14 protein-coding genes are annotated in these 15,016 nt (G+C 68.7%); 2 read left to right on the forward strand and 12 right to left on the reverse strand.

What is annotated here, in order from left to right:
- Positions 1–135: 135 nt before the first annotated feature.
- Both LC438_RS11120 and LC438_RS11125 read right to left on the reverse strand, forming a co-directional pair.
- The gene (locus LC438_RS11120; protein ID WP_223586602.1) at positions 136–837 is read right to left on the reverse strand and encodes an alpha/beta hydrolase; all 702 of its coding nucleotides are present in this window, start codon (positions 835–837) and stop codon (positions 136–138) included.
- 12 nt (positions 838–849) lie between these two features.
- A complete protein-coding gene (locus tag LC438_RS11125; RefSeq protein WP_223586603.1) occupies positions 850–2,220 on the reverse strand; it encodes a PrsW family intramembrane metalloprotease in 1,371 nt (456 codons plus the stop codon).
- Between the two features lie 88 nt (positions 2,221–2,308).
- On the opposite strand from LC438_RS11125, the gene LC438_RS11130 reads away from it, so the two are divergent.
- The gene (locus LC438_RS11130) at positions 2,309–3,178 is read left to right on the forward strand and encodes a fumarylacetoacetate hydrolase family protein (RefSeq protein ID WP_223586604.1); all 870 of its coding nucleotides are present in this window, start codon (positions 2,309–2,311) and stop codon (positions 3,176–3,178) included.
- Positions 3,179–3,190: 12 nt separating this feature from the next.
- Here LC438_RS11130 and LC438_RS11135 read toward each other — a convergent pair whose 3' ends face one another.
- The 8 genes from LC438_RS11135 to LC438_RS11170 all read right to left on the reverse strand — a co-directional run bounded on the left by LC438_RS11135 (position 3,191) and on the right by LC438_RS11170 (position 12,621).
- Entirely contained in the window at positions 3,191–4,324 is a 1,134-nt protein-coding gene (locus LC438_RS11135; RefSeq protein WP_223586605.1) for a LacI family DNA-binding transcriptional regulator, read from the reverse strand.
- 53 nt (positions 4,325–4,377) lie between these two features.
- A complete protein-coding gene (locus LC438_RS11140; RefSeq protein WP_223586606.1) occupies positions 4,378–6,216 on the reverse strand; it encodes a glycoside hydrolase family 3 protein in 1,839 nt (612 codons plus the stop codon).
- 46 nt (positions 6,217–6,262) lie between these two features.
- The gene (locus LC438_RS11145; protein ID WP_105674584.1) at positions 6,263–7,150 is read right to left on the reverse strand and encodes a carbohydrate ABC transporter permease; all 888 of its coding nucleotides are present in this window, start codon (positions 7,148–7,150) and stop codon (positions 6,263–6,265) included.
- Positions 7,151–7,154: 4 nt separating this feature from the next.
- A complete protein-coding gene (locus LC438_RS11150) occupies positions 7,155–8,105 on the reverse strand; it encodes a carbohydrate ABC transporter permease (protein WP_223586607.1) in 951 nt (316 codons plus the stop codon).
- 4 nt (positions 8,106–8,109) lie between these two features.
- The gene (locus LC438_RS11155) at positions 8,110–9,375 is read right to left on the reverse strand and encodes an extracellular solute-binding protein (RefSeq protein WP_223586608.1); all 1,266 of its coding nucleotides are present in this window, start codon (positions 9,373–9,375) and stop codon (positions 8,110–8,112) included.
- 163 nt (positions 9,376–9,538) lie between these two features.
- Complete coding sequence (locus tag LC438_RS11160) at positions 9,539–10,999, reverse strand: aspartate ammonia-lyase (RefSeq protein ID WP_105674591.1); 1,461 nt, start codon at positions 10,997–10,999, stop codon at positions 9,539–9,541.
- Positions 11,000–11,078: 79 nt separating this feature from the next.
- Positions 11,079–11,999 carry a metallophosphoesterase gene (locus LC438_RS11165; RefSeq protein ID WP_223586609.1) on the reverse strand — a complete coding sequence of 307 codons (921 nt, stop codon included), beginning with the start codon at positions 11,997–11,999 and terminating at the stop codon, positions 11,079–11,081.
- A gap of 43 nt (positions 12,000–12,042) precedes the next feature.
- Positions 12,043–12,621 (reverse strand): dihydrofolate reductase family protein, encoded by a 579-nt coding sequence (locus LC438_RS11170; RefSeq protein WP_223586610.1) that lies wholly within the window; start codon positions 12,619–12,621, stop codon positions 12,043–12,045.
- A gap of 72 nt (positions 12,622–12,693) precedes the next feature.
- Here LC438_RS11170 and LC438_RS11175 point away from each other — a divergent pair, with 72 nt between their 5' ends.
- Positions 12,694–13,260: a TetR/AcrR family transcriptional regulator gene (locus LC438_RS11175; RefSeq protein WP_105674597.1), complete on the forward strand. Its 567-nt coding sequence runs from the start codon at positions 12,694–12,696 to the stop codon at positions 13,258–13,260.
- A gap of 13 nt (positions 13,261–13,273) precedes the next feature.
- Here LC438_RS11175 and LC438_RS11180 read toward each other — a convergent pair whose 3' ends face one another.
- Positions 13,274–13,612 (reverse strand): peptidase, encoded by a 339-nt coding sequence (locus tag LC438_RS11180; RefSeq protein WP_105674599.1) that lies wholly within the window; start codon positions 13,610–13,612, stop codon positions 13,274–13,276.
- Positions 13,609–14,955 carry an inorganic phosphate transporter gene (locus tag LC438_RS11185; RefSeq protein WP_105674718.1) on the reverse strand — a complete coding sequence of 449 codons (1,347 nt, stop codon included), beginning with the start codon at positions 14,953–14,955 and terminating at the stop codon, positions 13,609–13,611. Before LC438_RS11185 ends, LC438_RS11180 begins: the two co-directional genes overlap by 4 nt.
- Positions 14,956–15,016 lie beyond the last annotated feature (61 nt).

Genomic DNA, 15,016 nt, shown 5'->3' on the forward strand with positions numbered 1-15,016 from the left:
CTCTTGACACCCGAGAGCACCGGGTGCACCCTGTTTACAGATCAACTCAGCGCCCGGTAGACATGCAGGCATCGCCGCAGCACCGGGCGCTGAGTCTTGCTACGACGTACCACTGCGACCGGAGCCTCGGCCCGCTCACTCCCGACCGGAACGGGCTTCTGCGGCGTACCCCTCGAGCATCACCGCGAGCTCGACGGGGCGGCTGAGCGGAACGCAGTGGCTCCCCGTGATGTCATCCGCGACGACACCGAGCCGCTCGAGTGCGAGCGCCCTGAGGAACTCCGGCGGGAAGAAGCGATCCTCGGTGCAGACGATGTACTTCGTGCTCACGCGGGGCCACTCGGCCAGCGGCCAGGGCGCCGCCATCGCGGCAGAAGACGGATGCGCGCGCTCCTTGCTCATCGCCTCCTCGGCGAGTTCGCGCGGCACGTCATGATAGAAGCTCACGAAGGGATCCTCGTTGCCCGTGAGGCCCCCGTCGCGCTCCGCGGCTGCGGCGACCGCGTCGCCGCAGCCGGTGCGCGTCCACCATTCGTCGGGCGACTCCCCCGGTGAAGGGATCATGCCGGCGAGGAGCACGAGAACGTCGGCCGACAGCCGCTCGGCGAGGATGGGAGCGGTGAAGGCTCCCATCGAGTGCCCCACCACGACCAGATCGTGCAACTCCCCCACCTCCGTGACGACGGCGTCGGCGTAGTCCGCGAACCCCTGGGTCTCGTCGCCCCCAGGCAGATCGGGCGCGAACACCTCGTGGCCGCGCGCGCGGAGCTCGGCCCCCACGAGGTGCCAGGACCAGCCGACGTCACCGGCGCCGTGGATGAGGAGGAACGCGCTCATGACCGTCTCCGCTCAGTACGCCAGCAGTGCTGCCCTGGTGGCACGGGTTCGCACGAGGAGCGCCTGTTCGTCCTGCGCGGCGAGCGGATCCCGCCCGGTGATCGCACGCTGACGCACCGATGCCAGCGTCGTCGCGTCCTTGATGAACTCGCGCATCAGCGGACGCCTGTCGCCCCGGAGCTGCGCAGCCCAGCTCATGCCGACCTTGCGGCCACCGGGGGTCGCCAGCATGTTCACCTCCTCGGGGGTGAACCACCCGGCCGCCGCGTACTCGCCCAGACGCGACCGCGTCAGGCGCGCCTCCTCCCGACGGAGCGCGACGATCCCGAAGATGAAGCCGACGAACAGCGGCACCTGCAGCGTGAAGTACAGCAGGAAGAAGTCGGAGAAGGTGGCGGTGCCGTTCCACAGCGCGTGCAGGAGCATCGCGCCGATCCAGCCGAGAACCCCGAACCCGAGGGCCGCTCCCGCTGACGCGTGACGACGCGCCGCCAAGCCGATCGCGAGGCCGGCGAGCGAGGTGAACATCGCGTGGGCGAAGGGCGACATCAGAGCGCGCACCACGAAGGTCATCGTCAGCTGGGGACCTCCGCCCTCGATGAGGCTGATCGCGAAGTACTGGATGTTCTCGGTGAACGCGAACCCGGCGCCGACCAGCGCGCCGTAGACCACACCGTCGACCGGCCCGTCGAAGCTCCGCCTGGCGATGAGGAAGATGAGGAAGACGCCGACGCCCTTCCAGAACTCCTCCACGACGGGCGCCTGCACGACCGCAGCGGCCGCGTCGCTGCGCGGGCCGAAGAAAGCACTGAGACCGAAGTCCACGAGCAGCGTGAGCCCGATGGCGGCGATCGCACCCCAGGCGATCGCGAAGAACACCAGGAGCTTGGGCTCGGGCTCCCACCTGTCGATCATGCGCACGACGAAGAACACGATCGTGAGCGGGATGAGCGCCAGCACGAGCCCGATGACGGATGCCCAGGTGCCCAGGAACATCGCGAAGTAGCCGATCAGCGCCATCAGCAGGAAGCCGAGGACGCCGAACAGGCAGTAGAGGGCGATGCGGCCGCCGCGCCGCGGCGCCGGGAGCGACGGGAGCCCCTGAGCCGGCGACGGCGCGACGGGAGCGGGAGGCGCGTAGGGAGTGGGCTGGGCGAGCACCGATCCGTAGACCGGCTGCTGGGCGAAGGCCGCCGGCGTGTAGTCCGACCGGGCGTACTGCTGAGCACCGTACTGCGGTGCGGGCGCGCCGTAGGGCGGCTGCGGCGGGGGTGCGTACTGCGGAGCGGGCGCCGCCGGCGGACCGGGCTGCGGCGCCGGCTGAGGCTGCCCGGCGGGCGGCGGAGTGTACGGCGATGGCTGGAACGGTCCTCCGGAACTCATAGGCACAGCATATTGGCCACAATCAGGATCCTCCCGTCATGGCGACTTCCTCCAGGCGGCGCAGCGGCATGGCGGCTACCGTAGAGGTATGCGGTTCGCTCATCTGCGCCGTGCCGACTCCCCCGCCGCTCATCTCGCGGTCGTGGAGGGCACCGACGCCATCCTCGTCTCTGATCTCCTGTCCGACCCTCCTGCCACCCTGCAGCAGCTGATCGGGGGAGGCGACGAGACTCTGGACGCCCTGCGCTCCGCGCTGTCGTCGGCGTCAGCGCCGCGTCATCCGCTCGACGAGTGGGCGTTCGCATCCGCCGTCCTCGCGCCGCCGGCCGTGCTGGCCGTCGGTCTCAACTACGCCGCGCACTCCAGCGAGCTCGGTCTGAAGACCGATGCCGCCCCCACCGTCTTCACCCTGTGGCCCAACTCGCTCACGGGTCACGGAGAGACGACGACCTGGCCGCGCGCGCTCAGCGAAGCGGTCGACTACGAGGCGGAGCTCGGCGTGCTCATCGGCACGCCGGCGAAGGACGTCGCCGAGGCCGAGGCCCTGAGCCACGTCTGGGGCTACACGGTCGTCAACGACATCACGGCTCGCAACGTCCAGTTCGCCGAGGCGCAGTGGTCTCGCTGCAAGTCCTTCGACGGGTTCACCCCGACGGGTCCGTTCGCGGTCACCGCCGACGAGATCCCCGACCCGCAGGATCTCCACATCTGGGCCGTCGTCGACGGCCACACCGTGCAGGACGCCACCACGGGTCAGATGGTGCGGTCTGTCGCGAAGCTCATCGCGCACCTGTCGCAGTCGCTCACGCTGCTGCCCGGCACTCTGATCTCCACGGGAAGCCCGGGCGGCGCCGGCTACTCGCGCGACCCGCAGATCTTCCTGCGCGACCGCTCCACGGTCACGGTCGGCATCGACGGCATCGGCGAGCTCACCACGCACTGCCGCATGATCGACTGACCGCGGTCGCCGTCAGCCGGCGCAGCCGCAGCTCTCACCGCGCTGGAGCCCGACGCCGAGGCGCACGGTCTTCGGCGCCATCGAGCCGTCGCCAGGGTCCGTCAGCAGAAGGTGCGCGGCGATCCTGCCCATCAGCTCCATCGGCTGACGGATCGTCGTGAGCGTCGGCGTCGTCGTGCGAGCCGCGAGGATGCCGTCGAATCCGACGATGAGCACATCGCGAGGCGCCTCGACGCCCTCGGCGCGCAGCACGTCCATGAGGGCGATGGCGACCTGATCGCTCGCGCAGACGAGCGCATCCGGCAGCGTGCCCGCGCGAGCACGGGCGACGACGTCGGCGAAGTCCGGCGCGATGTCGAGGTCGACCTCGTCGAGCTGCTCCCCCGTCACGGCGTCTCCGCGTTCGGACAGGATCCGGAAGAACGCGTCCCCGCGCTCCGCGTAGTCGTGCGAGAGGCGCGCGCCGATCCACCCCAGCGTCGACGCGCCGTGCACGTCGACGAGGTGATCGATGAGTAGTCGTTCGCCGCCGACGTTGTCCACGAGAACGTGGTGGCCGTCGCCGGTCTCGCTGCTGAGCACCACGACGGGGAGATTCGACGCCACCGAGGCGAGAGAGGCCATCGCCGACTTCCCCGGCAGCACCGCGAGCCCGTCCACCCGTCCCGCGGTGTCGGCGACATCGGACAGTCCTGTCCCGCCCGTGCTGAGCAGCACGGCGCGGCCGTTGCGCTTGCACTCCAGCACGAAGCCGCGCTGCACCTCGTCGACGTAGAGGGGGAACGTCTGGGGCTCGCTGAGGCGCGCATCCTCCACGGCATCCCAGGGCACGAGCCCCGCGTCGAGATCCAGTGTCTCGATGTCGACGCGCTTCTCGTGGGCGCCCGGCTGCTGCGGCAGAGCGCCGTCCTGCGGGCCGTCGAGGAGCAGATCGAACAGGTGGAGACCGAGGACTCCCGTGCGGCCCCTGGCGAGGTTGCGGGCGGAACCGCTCGGGACGTAGCCGATCTCCCGCGCCGCCTCCAGCACGGCATCCCTCGTCTCCGGGCGGACCTTCTCAGGCCTGCGGAATGCGAAGGACACCGTCGCGATGGAGACGCCCGCGCGTTCGGCGACGTCGTAGACGGTGGGGCGGCTGGACGCCATGGACACCTCGCTCTCTGGGCGATTCTACTGACGGCCGCAGACTCCGGCCGCCGTCAGGTCAGGGTGAGTCCGCTGCGCAGCGGGTACAGCGGATCTACGGTGTCCCCGGGAACATCGGCCCTCGATCGGCGCACGGCCTCCATGGACCGGGGTATCTCCACTGGCAGGGTTCCGCGGAGCGCGACCCTCCCGGAGAGCGCCGCGAGCACCGCCTCGTCCGAGCTGCCGAAGTCGACGACCAGCGCGGACGCGATGGGCACGAGCGGGGTGAGGATGCCGGGGCGGTCGAGGTTCACGATCACCACGAGCGGACAGTGCGCGGCGATGCGCTGCAGGCGCACGACCAGTCCGGGAGGGAACTCCAGGGATCCCTGATGGAACCATCGTTCGAGGAAGAGGTCGTCTCGCGGCTCGAACGGTGCGCCGATCCTCACGATCGCGACGTCGGCGTCCTCCGGACGCGGCACCGAGTCCGCGTACTCGTCCAGCGCGCTCTCGCGCACTCCCTCCGCATACACACGGAGGCGCGCGCCGCCGAAGAGCGGGAGCACCCCGTCGCGGTTCTCGAGCACGGTGACCGACTCCGCCTGCGCCCGGAAGCCCTCCGCGCGGAAGGCGGCCGAGCCGACGATGCGTTCGGCCTCGTCCTCATCGACGAACGGGTCGTCGAACAGGCCCAGCTGGAACTTCACGAGCAGGATCCGCCGCACCGACTCGTCGAGCCGCGCCTCCGGAACCGCACCGGACGCGACGAGCTCGAGGAGCAGTTCCACGCACTCCTCCCCTCCGAACTGGTCGGCGCCCGCGTCGAGGAGCATCCGCATGCGCTCGATCGGCGTGAGATGCTCGACGCCCCATGCCCGCGCCGGCAGCACCTGATCTCCGACGTGGTTGTCGTTGACGAGCTCCCAGTCGGTGACGACGACGCCGTCGTAGCCGAGCTCCTCGCGGAGGAGGTCAGTGATGATCTGACGGTTGTACCCGAAGCCGACCTCGGCGATGCGCTCGCCGTTGCGCACAAGATCGACGGGCATGCCGTAGTACGGCATCATGCCGGCGGTGCCCTGCCTGATTGCCTCGACGAACGGCTTCAGATGCTCCTCGAAGCGTCCGCCGGGGTAGACCTGCTCGCGCCCGTACGGGAAGTGCGCGTCCTCCCCGTCCAGCTGCGGCCCGCCGCCGGGGAAGTGCTTCGTGGTGCACGCCACGCTCTGCGCGCCGAGCTTCTCGCCCTGGAAGCCCTGCAGATACGCCGCGGTGATCTCGGAGACGCGGTCGGCGTCGTAGCCGAAGGTCTGCGCCTGACGCCCCCACCGCGCCTCGGTGGGCAGGTCGATCTGCGGATGCAGCGCCGCACGGATCCCCACGGCGAGGTACTCCTGACGCGCCGTGTCGGCGAAGCGCCGGATCAGGTCGATGTCGTCGATCGCGGCGAGCCCCATCGCCTCCGGCCACTGCGAGAACGGACCGGCGGAGAAGGCGACTCCCGTGTTCTCCACGAAGGCGTGCCGCGGGTCGGTGCTGATCGTGACCGGAATGCCGTGCGGCGTCTGCTCGGCGAGGCGCTGCAGGTTGTTGTTCCAGCGCGCCCCGTCGCGCGCCGTCCGCATGGCGTGCACGTTGAAGTGGCTGAGGTGCTTGCGGAGGACGACATCCGATGTCGGCGACTTGGAGATCGCGCCCGGGGTCTCGAGCACCTCGCCGTCGGGCCCGATCTCGATGACCGTCTGGAACATCAGCCCGGCCTTCTCCTCGACGGACAGACGTCCGAGCAGGTCCTCGGTGCGCTCAGCGGGAGCCAGACGCGGATCCTCGTACGGATCCATCGTCCCGTTTCCGTTGAGATCGCGGTACTCGACGCCGTCGCTCGACGTGCGGAGGTGGGGGTTCATGCGTGTCCTGCTTTCCGTGGGACGGGGAGATGACGAGAGATGCCGCCTACTTCAGCCCGGTCGTCGCGACACCGCGGATGAACCAGCGCTGCAGGAAGACGAACAGGAGGAGGATCGGCGTGATGACGAGGACCGAGCCGGCGAGCAGCAGGCCGTAGTCGGTCGCGTTCTGTCCCGTCGAGTAGAGCGACAGGGCGACGGGGAGCGTGTACATCTCCTGCGTCTGCGCTGCGACGAGGGGCCAGAGGAAGTTGTTCCAGGAGGACAGGAACGTGAGGATGCCGAGGGTCGCCAGCGGCGGCCCGCACAGCGGCATGACGATGCGCGTGAAGATGCGCCACTCCCCTGCACCGTCCAGTCGAGCCGCCTCCAGCAGCGGCTCGGGGATGCCGAGCATGAACTGGCGCATGAGGAACACCCCGATCGGCGCCGTCAGGAACGGCAGGATGAGTCCGGGGAACGTGTTCACCAGACCGAGCGCGGAGACCATGACGAACAGCGGGACGAACGTGACGACGCCGGGCACCATGAGGGTGACCATGACGAGCCCGAACAGCGCCTTCTTGCCGGGGAACTCCATCTTGGCGAGCGCGTACCCGACCATCGAGCAGAACACCATGTTGCCGAGCACGGTGACCACCGCGACGACGAGGCTGTTCACGAAGAAGTGACCGAAGTCGAGCGGACCGAACCAGGCGGCGAAGTTCTCGCCCGTGGGGTTCTCCGGCCACCAGGTCGGCGGTCGGCGGAGGATCTCCCCCTGCGTCTTGACGGAGCCCAGCACCATCCAGACGAAGGGGATCAGCCACAGCACGAGTCCGACGGCCAGGACGGTGTAGGTGAGAGCGCGGCCGCTGCGGCCCGTCGAACGGCGCCGCTTCGGACGGCGGTGCGCCGCAGCATCCGCAGCGGGGGCGAGCGTGGAGGTCGTCATGGCGTCAGTCCTTCGAACGGAGCAGCCGGAACTGCAGCAGGCTGATCAGGGCGATCGCGAGGAAGAGCACGTAACTCGCCGCCGACGCGAGTCCGTACTCCCCGAAGCCGAACTGCTGATACGTGTAGAAGGCGACGGAGAGCGTCGAGTCCAGCGGGCCGCCCTTGGTCATCACGAAGGCCTCCTCGAAGAACTGGAGGTAGCCGACGGAGATGAGGACGGCCCCGAGGAGCAGAGTCGGCCGGAGCAGCGGCAGCGTCACCGAGATGAGACGACGCCAGGGTGAGGCGCCGTCCATCGTGGCGGCCTCATTCACGTCTTCCGGCACGGCCTGGAGCCCCGCGAGGAAGATCACCATGAGCGTGCCGACGTTGCGCCACACCGCCATCATGATGAGCGATGGCAGCGCGAAGGCGGGGTCGTTGAGCCAGTTGGGGCCATCGATTCCGACCAGCGCGAGTGCCGAGTTCAGCAGCCCGTCCGGCTGCAGGATGTAGCGCCACACCACGGAGATCGCCACGATGCTCGTCACCACGGGCGCGTAGAAGCCCACGCGGAAGAACGAGACGATCCGTCCGCGCCCGTTGTTGAGCGCGAGAGCGAGAGCGAGAGCCACGATCATCGTGATCGGGATGCCGACGAGCACGAAGACGCCGGTGACCCCGAGGGAGGTGAGGAATCGGGAGTCGGCGAACAGGGTGAAGAACTGCTCGAGACCCACGAAGTTCACCGCGAACGGGGACCTGATGTCGCGCGCCGTGAAATCGGTGAACGACATCGCGAACGATCCGACGATCGGGAACAGCATGAAGATCGCGAACACGACGACGAACGGGAGGGCGAAGCCCCAGGCGACGAAGGCCTGACGCCTGCGACGCACCGCGCCCAGGCTTCGCTTCCCCTCGCCGCGAGGGCCGCGGACGGCCCTCGCGGCGGTGGCGGTGGATGCGGACATCGGGTCAGTCCAGCCCGATGGTGTCCGCTTCGCCCTGCAGCGTCTTCAGGACGTCGGCGACGTCGCCCGTCCCGCGACGGAGGGCCTCCAGCGCCTGGTCGCCCTTGGCAGCGACCTTGACCCAGCTCGTCGTCACCGGCGGCGCCTTGGCGGTCTCCAGCTGCGTGCCGAACGTCGCGAGTCCGGCATCGCCGGCGACGGCCGACTCCTTCCACGCCGCAGTGGATGCGGGCAGGTCACCGGTCGCCTCGAAGAACGCGGCCTGCGTCTTCGGCTGGCTCAACCAGTCGACGAGCTTCCATGCGGATGACGCGTTGTCGCTGCCGTCGAACACGACGAGGTTCGCCCCGCCGCTGAAAGACACGGAGCCGTCGAGAGCCGGAAGCACCGCCGTCGTGTACTTGTCGGCGAAGCCTTCGCCGCCGACGGCTTCGAGCTGGCCGCGCAGGAACGGCCCTTCGACGACCATCGGCGCGGTGCCGTCGACGAACTCGGCCTCGGTCGCGCCGGGAGAGGTGTCGACGTTCGGGTCGGCGATGCCGTCCGTGAAGAAGCTCTGGTAGTACTCCAGCCCCTTCGTCATCTCGGGGGTGTCGAGAGTCCAGTTCTTGCCGTCGGTGAGCTCGGCCCCGGCCGACCACGGCATCCACATGGCGCCCTGGAAGGAGTCGTTGCCCGCCGGCAGACGCATGCCCCACGTGGAGCCGCCCTTGCTCTGCATGTCGGCGGCCATCTGCGACAGCTCTTCCCAGGTCTTGGGCGCCTCGGTCCAGCCCGCCTTCTCCGCGATGTCGGTGCGGTAGTAGAGCACGCGCGTGTCCACGTACCAGGGCACTCCCGCGGCGCGGTCGCCCACCTTCGTCGTGCTCAGGGCCCCCTCGAAGAAGCCGTCGGTGGAGATCTGCTCCGGAACCGTCGCGAAGGCGTCGGCGAAGTCGGCCATCCAGGTCGTCCCCATCATTGCGATGTCGGGAGTGTTGCCGCCGGCGATGGCGGTCTGGATCTTGTTGTGCGCGGCATCCCAGGGGATCGGCGTCACGTCGATCTTCACATCGGGATTCTCCTTCTGGAACGCCTTCACGAAGTCGGGAAGGGCCTCGCCCTCCGCCCCCATGGCCCAGATCGAGATCGTGCCCGTCGCGGGTCCGTCGTCGATCGTCGTCGTCTCGCCGGGTCCGGATGCGGCGTCATCCGTACGCCCGCATCCGCTCAGCAGCAGGGTTGCAGCGGTCAGAGCCGCCACTCCCCCCAGCACGCTCGTGAACTTCACGTCTTCCTCCTCGAATCGCTCGCTCAGAATCTATGCGCTTAAACTCGCATGTCCTGCTATCTAAGCGCATAGATTCTCGATCGGCAACCCCTGCCGCGCGCACCCCGCTCCCGAAACGCAGAACAGCCCCGGCGCGGTGCGCCGGGGCTGTTCTGAGAAGGGATCAGATCTCTACGAGGTCATCCGGGGTGACGATCGGGATCGCCGCCGTCACGGCCTCGAGCCCGGACAGACGCGCCGGGGAGAGCTGCTTCGCGACCTCGTCGCGCGACATCAGCCCGGCCTCCACGACGAGGTCTGCGACGTTGCGATTCGTCAGCAGCGCCGTCTTCGCGAGGGCTGCGGCCGCCGCGTAGCCGATGAACGGGGTGAGGGCGGTGATGACGCCCACCGAAGCACCGACCATCGCACCGAGACGGTCACGGTTGGCCGTGATGCCGTCGACGCAGTTCACGCGGAGCGTCCACATAGCCTGGCGCATCCAGGTGATGGACTGGAAGATCGAGTGCGCGATGACGGGCTCGAAGGCGTTGAGCTGCAGCTGCCCCGCCTCCGCGGCCATCGTGACCGTCATGTCGGCGCCAGCGACGGCGAACGCCACCTGGTTGACGACCTCGGGGATGACGGGATTGACCTTGCCGGGCATGATGCTGGACCCGGCCTGCATGGCGGGGAGGTTGATCTCGCCCAGACCCGCCTGCGGCCCCGACGACAGCAGTCGCAGGTCGTTGCAGATCTTCGAGAGCTTCATCGCATTGCGCTTCAGCGTCGAGGAGAACGACATGAACGAACCGGTGTCGCTGGTGGCCTCGACGAGGTCGCCTGCGGTCACGAGGTCGAGCTCGGTGATCTCACGCAGGTGCTTGAGCACGGCGGGCGCGTAGTCGGGGTGGGTGGTGATGCCGGTGCCGATGGCGGTCGCGCCCATGTTGATCTCGAACATCAGCGACGCGTTCTCGGTGAGGCGCGAGTGGTCGTAGCCGAGCGTGGTGGCGAAGCCGTGGAACTCCTGACCGAGCGTCATCGGCACGGCGTCCTGGAGCTGCGTGCGTCCCACCTTGAGGACGTCGTGGAACTCGCGGGACTTGCCGAGGAAGGAGCGACGGAGGAGGTCGAGCTCCTCGAGCAGGGAGCGCAGCGTCAGCGACAGTCCGATCTTGACGGCGGTCGGGTACACATCGTTCGTGGACTGGCTGCGGTTCGTGTGGTCGATCGGCGACAGGAAGGCGTAGTCGCCCTTCTCCCGTCCGGCCATCTCGAGCGCGATGTTGGTGATGACCTCGTTCGCGTTCATGTTGGTCGAGGTGCCTGCACCACCCTGGATGACTCCGACCGTGAACTGGTCGTGGAACTCGCCGTCGATCACCCGCTGCGCCGCACGATCGATCAGGTCTGCGCGCTCGTGGTCGAGGACGCCGATCTCGCGGTTCGCGCGGGCACTGGCCTGCTTGACCATCGCGAGGGCGACCACCAGATCGGGGTACACCGAGATCGGGCGCTTCGTGATCGGGAAGTTCGCGTCGGCGCGGGCAGTGTGGATGCCCCAGTACGCGTCGGCGGGGATCTCCATGCTCCCGAGGGAATCGGTCTCTGTACGGGTGAGGGAGGGCGCGGCAGAAGCCATGTCACATCCTTGTGGGTCGTGGCGAGTGAGAAGTATGGGGGATGCCACAAGTCTACGCCTGCGCCACGGCCGCGCCCGTTCAGCGACCGCGTTTGCGGGAGAACGCCTCGAGTCGCTGCTCGGGCGAGAGGCGCGCCATCCGCTCCAGCCACTCCGGCGAGAAGTACGTGCCGGTGTCGGCATCGGTCACGGGGACCACCGCATGCGTGATCGTGTCGGGGTGCACGTGCACCAGCTGGAACGCCTGAGCGGCGTCCATCCCGTTGACCTCCGCCGCGGGCAGCGCCACGTTCATCGTGTAGCACGTCGCCGACGCCACGCTCACGGGAACGCCCGCGAACATCCCGTGCGAGGAGTAGTGCAGGTGGCCGGCGAGGATGCTGCGCACGTCGCTGCCGCGGACGATCTCGGCGAGCTCGTCCTGATGCCTCAGCTCGAGGATGTCGAAGAGCGGCAGATGACTCGGCAGCGGCGGATGGTGCATGGCCAGCAGCGTTCCGTGCGGGGCGGGCTCGCTGAGCAGATCGGCCAGCCAATCGAGCTGCGCGCGGTCGAGGTCCCCGTGATGCCAGCCGGGCACGCTGGTGTCGAGAGCGATCAGCCGGAGTCCGTCGAGGTCCCAGACGCCGGTGACCGGCTCCTCGGTGGGGCTCAGATCGAGGAGACCGGCCCGCAGCGCGGGGCGCTCGTCATGATTGCCCGCGACCCAGACGACAGTGGTGTCGAGCGCGTCCGCCACCGGTTCGACGGCGTCGCGGAGCCGGCGGTAGGCGTCGGGCTCCCCCAGGTCGGCGAGGTCACCCGTGATGACGATGGCCGCCGGATGGGGGTGCACCGCGCCGATCGCGTCGAGGGTTCGCCCGAAGTTCGCCTCCACGTCGTAGCGCCCACCCAGCCGCGCACCACCCGCGAGGAAGTGCGGATCGCTGACGTGGATGAGCACGTGCGATGCGGGCCGGTGTCTGCCGAACGCGTACTCGGCTCCCTGGGGCTCGGACATGGCTCCAGCCTAGGCGGCGGGACAGACGCCTCGCCGCCCGCCGTCACTCGACGGCCCCGCGGACGTACTCGGACAGCACGACACCCGACCCGAACGCCGTCGTCCCGATCTCGTCGAACCGCTCCGGACGGTAGGGGCGCGCGCCGAACAGCGGGATGCCGCTGCCGAACAGCAGCGGGTTCCGCTTCAGCACGAGGCGATCGATCTCGTCGGCGAGGGTCGCCGCGAGAGCGCCTCCCCCGCAGAGCCAGATGGCGCCGCCGCTTTTCTGCTTGAGATCCCTGACCACGCGGACAGGATCATCCGCCGACACCTCGAGGTTCTCCCCGCTCGCCGTGTTCGAGCGGGAGAACACGATCTGGCGCAGGTGCCGGTACGGGCTCGTGACGCCGAACGGCAGACCCACGGCGTAGGTGTTCCACCCCATCAGCACCGTGTCGAACATTCCGCCGTCGCGGGAGATCCCCTGCGCCTCGGCGATGGCGGTGGGGACGGTGTCCCCGAAGCGCTCGTTGATCGCCGCCATGTGATCGCCCTCGCTGAGGAGGGCGTCGAACTCCCCCTCAGGCCCGGCGATGAAGCCGTCGAGGCTCACGGCCACGTAGTAGACCAGTTCTCGCATCACTACTCCAATCACAACATCTGTCGTGAATGAAGAGTACATCAGCTGTAGTGGTTGCGCTACAGTGAGCGCATGGCGAAGAACGACACCCGCCGCCGGTCTCTGGCGGATGCAGGCCTCACCGTGCTCGCTCGCGAAGGATCACGGGGTCTCACCCACCGCGCCGTCGACCTCGAGGCCGGCGCGCCGACGGGCACCACGTCCAACTACTTCCGGAGCAGAGACGCCCTCGTCGCCGGACTCGTCGAGCGCATCGGCGAGCGTCTCGCCCCGACCGCCCAGGACCTCGACCGACGAGCCTCGGAGGCCCCGAGCAGGGCGCTGTTCGCCGACTACGTCCGCGACATCGTCCGTCGCCTCACCGGCGATCGCGAGGTCACGATCGCCCTGTTCGAACTGCGCCTGGAGAGCAGCCGGCGGCCCGAGGTCGCCGCCGTCCTCGGCGCGTGGCAGCGCGCGGGCTTCGATGGCGACGTCGCCTTCAACAGCGCGGCCGGACTCCCCGGCGGCCGACGCGAGATCGCCCTGTTCCACTACGCGATCGACGGTCTTCTGCTGGACAGACTGACCACTCCGATCGATCCGGACACCTCGACCGACGACGTGATCGACGACCTCGTCGCCGGTCTGCTGAGCTGATCCTCCTGGCGGGTCAGTGCCCGCCGATGACGATCAGCGCGATGCCGCCGATCACCGCGAGAGCGCAGACGACGAAACAGGCGTAGGCGCCGACCAGGGAGAGGCGCTTCTGCGCGTCGGTGAGCGGACTCTTCTTGGCCGCCTTGGCGGCCTGCTTGGCCGCGCGCTTGAGGTCCTTCTCCGTGATCACCGTGATCGCGTCGGTGAACTCGGCGGGGCTCACCACGGGAGCATGCCCGCCGCGGACGAGCAGACGGAGGCCCATCGCGTAGAACCCGACGACAGCACACGCTCCGATCAGTGCGGCGGCGAACACCAGGATGAAGGCGTTCCAGTCGATGACGACGTTCACTTCGACTCCTCACCGGTCGATGCCGCAGCATCCTTCTTCGCTGACTTGGCCTTCGACGACTTCTTCCTGTCGTCGGCGGCCTTCTTCGCGTCGGCCTTCGCCTTCTCGCGGGCGGCTGCACGCGCCTTGGCCTCCGCCTTCGCCTGCTCGATGCGCTGCTGCCTCCGCGTGGGCGGCGGGGTGTCGGGAAGCTCGACGGCGAGACCGGACTCCGCCACATCGCTCATCGCGTTGGCGTGCGTCACTGCGTCCTTGCGCGAGCGCAGGAAGAGGCCGATGATCACGCCGAGAGCGAGGACGGTGTCGATCGCGATGCCCCAGGGACCGAGCCAGGTGATCAGCAGGGCGGCGAAGGCTCCGACCGCGCCGGCGGCCGGAAGGGTCAGCAGCCAGCCGATCGCGATGCGCCCCGCTGTGCGCCAGCGGACGGTGGATCCTCGGCGGCCGAGGCCGGATCCGATCACCGATCCGGAGGCGACCTGGGTGGTCGAGAGCGCGAAGCCGAAGTAGCTCGACGCGAGGATCGTCGCCGCGGTCGAGCTCTCCGCCGAGAAGCCCTGCGCGGGCTTGACCTCCGTGAGCCCCTTGCCGAGGGTGCGGATGATCCGCCAGCCACCGAGATAGGTTCCGAGCGCGATCGTCACGGCACAGGCGATGATGACCCACAGGTAGGGGTCCGCCTGGTCGCGGCTCTGCCAGCCGACGGTGATGAGCGCGAGGGTGATGACGCCCATGGTCTTCTGCGCGTCGTTCGTTCCGTGCGCGAGCGCGACCATGGACGACGTGAAGATCTGCCCCCAGCGGAAGCCGTCGCGTCCGTCGGGCTTGTTGTCGTAGCGTCGCGTGATCGAGTACGCGATCTTGGTGGCGGCGAACGCGATGAGCCCCGCCGTGACGGGGGCGATCAGCGCGGGGAGGATGATCTTGGAGAGCACGGCTCCGAAGTCGATGCCGCCGACGCCGACCCCGACGAGGGTCGCGCCGATCAGGCCGCCGAACAGCGCGTGCGAGGAGCTCGACGGAAGGCCGAGCAGCCAGGTCAGCATGTTCCAGGTGATCGCGCCGATGAGACCGGCGAAGATCATCGGCAGGAAGATGCTCGCCTGATCCTGCAGCCCCTCCTCACGGATGATGCCGTGCGAGACGGTCTGCGACACCTCGGTCGAGAGGAACGCGCCGACCAGGTTGAGCCCAGCGGCGAGGAGCACCGCGGTCTTGGGCTTGAGGGCTCCGGTCGCGATGGGCGTCGCCATCGCGTTGGCCGTGTCGTGAAACCCGTTGGTGAAGTCGAAGAACAGTGCAAGTGCGATGACGAGCACGACGATGAGGGCTGCGGTTTCCACCGTTCGCTTTCGGTCGTTGAGGAAGAAGATTCGTGTCGACGGGATCGACGTGACGAACGAA

The organism is Microbacterium sp. OVT16B (assembly GCF_019969705.1).
Lineage (GTDB): Bacteria > Actinomycetota > Actinomycetes > Actinomycetales > Microbacteriaceae > Microbacterium > Microbacterium natoriense.

What these genes read in the sequence shown, in the direction of transcription:
- LC438_RS11120 (WP_223586602.1), bottom strand. Translation starts at nt 837, where the DNA reads ATGAGCGCGTTCCTCCTCATCCACGGCGCCGGTGACGTCGGCTGGTCC.
- LC438_RS11160 (WP_105674591.1), bottom strand. Translation starts at nt 10,999, where the DNA reads ATGGCTTCTGCCGCGCCCTCCCTCACCCGTACAGAGACCGATTCCCTC.
- LC438_RS11175 (WP_105674597.1), top strand. Translation starts at nt 12,694, where the DNA reads ATGGCGAAGAACGACACCCGCCGCCGGTCTCTGGCGGATGCAGGCCTC.
- LC438_RS11130 (WP_223586604.1), top strand. Translation starts at nt 2,309, where the DNA reads ATGCGGTTCGCTCATCTGCGCCGTGCCGACTCCCCCGCCGCTCATCTC.
- LC438_RS11140 (WP_223586606.1), bottom strand. Translation starts at nt 6,216, where the DNA reads ATGAACCCCCACCTCCGCACGTCGAGCGACGGCGTCGAGTACCGCGAT.
- LC438_RS11150 (WP_223586607.1), bottom strand. Translation starts at nt 8,105, where the DNA reads ATGTCCGCATCCACCGCCACCGCCGCGAGGGCCGTCCGCGGCCCTCGC.
- LC438_RS11135 (WP_223586605.1), bottom strand. Translation starts at nt 4,324, where the DNA reads ATGGCGTCCAGCCGCCCCACCGTCTACGACGTCGCCGAACGCGCGGGC.
- LC438_RS11170 (WP_223586610.1), bottom strand. Translation starts at nt 12,621, where the DNA reads ATGCGAGAACTGGTCTACTACGTGGCCGTGAGCCTCGACGGCTTCATC.
- LC438_RS11165 (WP_223586609.1), bottom strand. Translation starts at nt 11,999, where the DNA reads ATGTCCGAGCCCCAGGGAGCCGAGTACGCGTTCGGCAGACACCGGCCC.
- LC438_RS11145 (WP_105674584.1), bottom strand. Translation starts at nt 7,150, where the DNA reads ATGACGACCTCCACGCTCGCCCCCGCTGCGGATGCTGCGGCGCACCGC.
- LC438_RS11125 (WP_223586603.1), bottom strand. Translation starts at nt 2,220, where the DNA reads ATGAGTTCCGGAGGACCGTTCCAGCCATCGCCGTACACTCCGCCGCCC.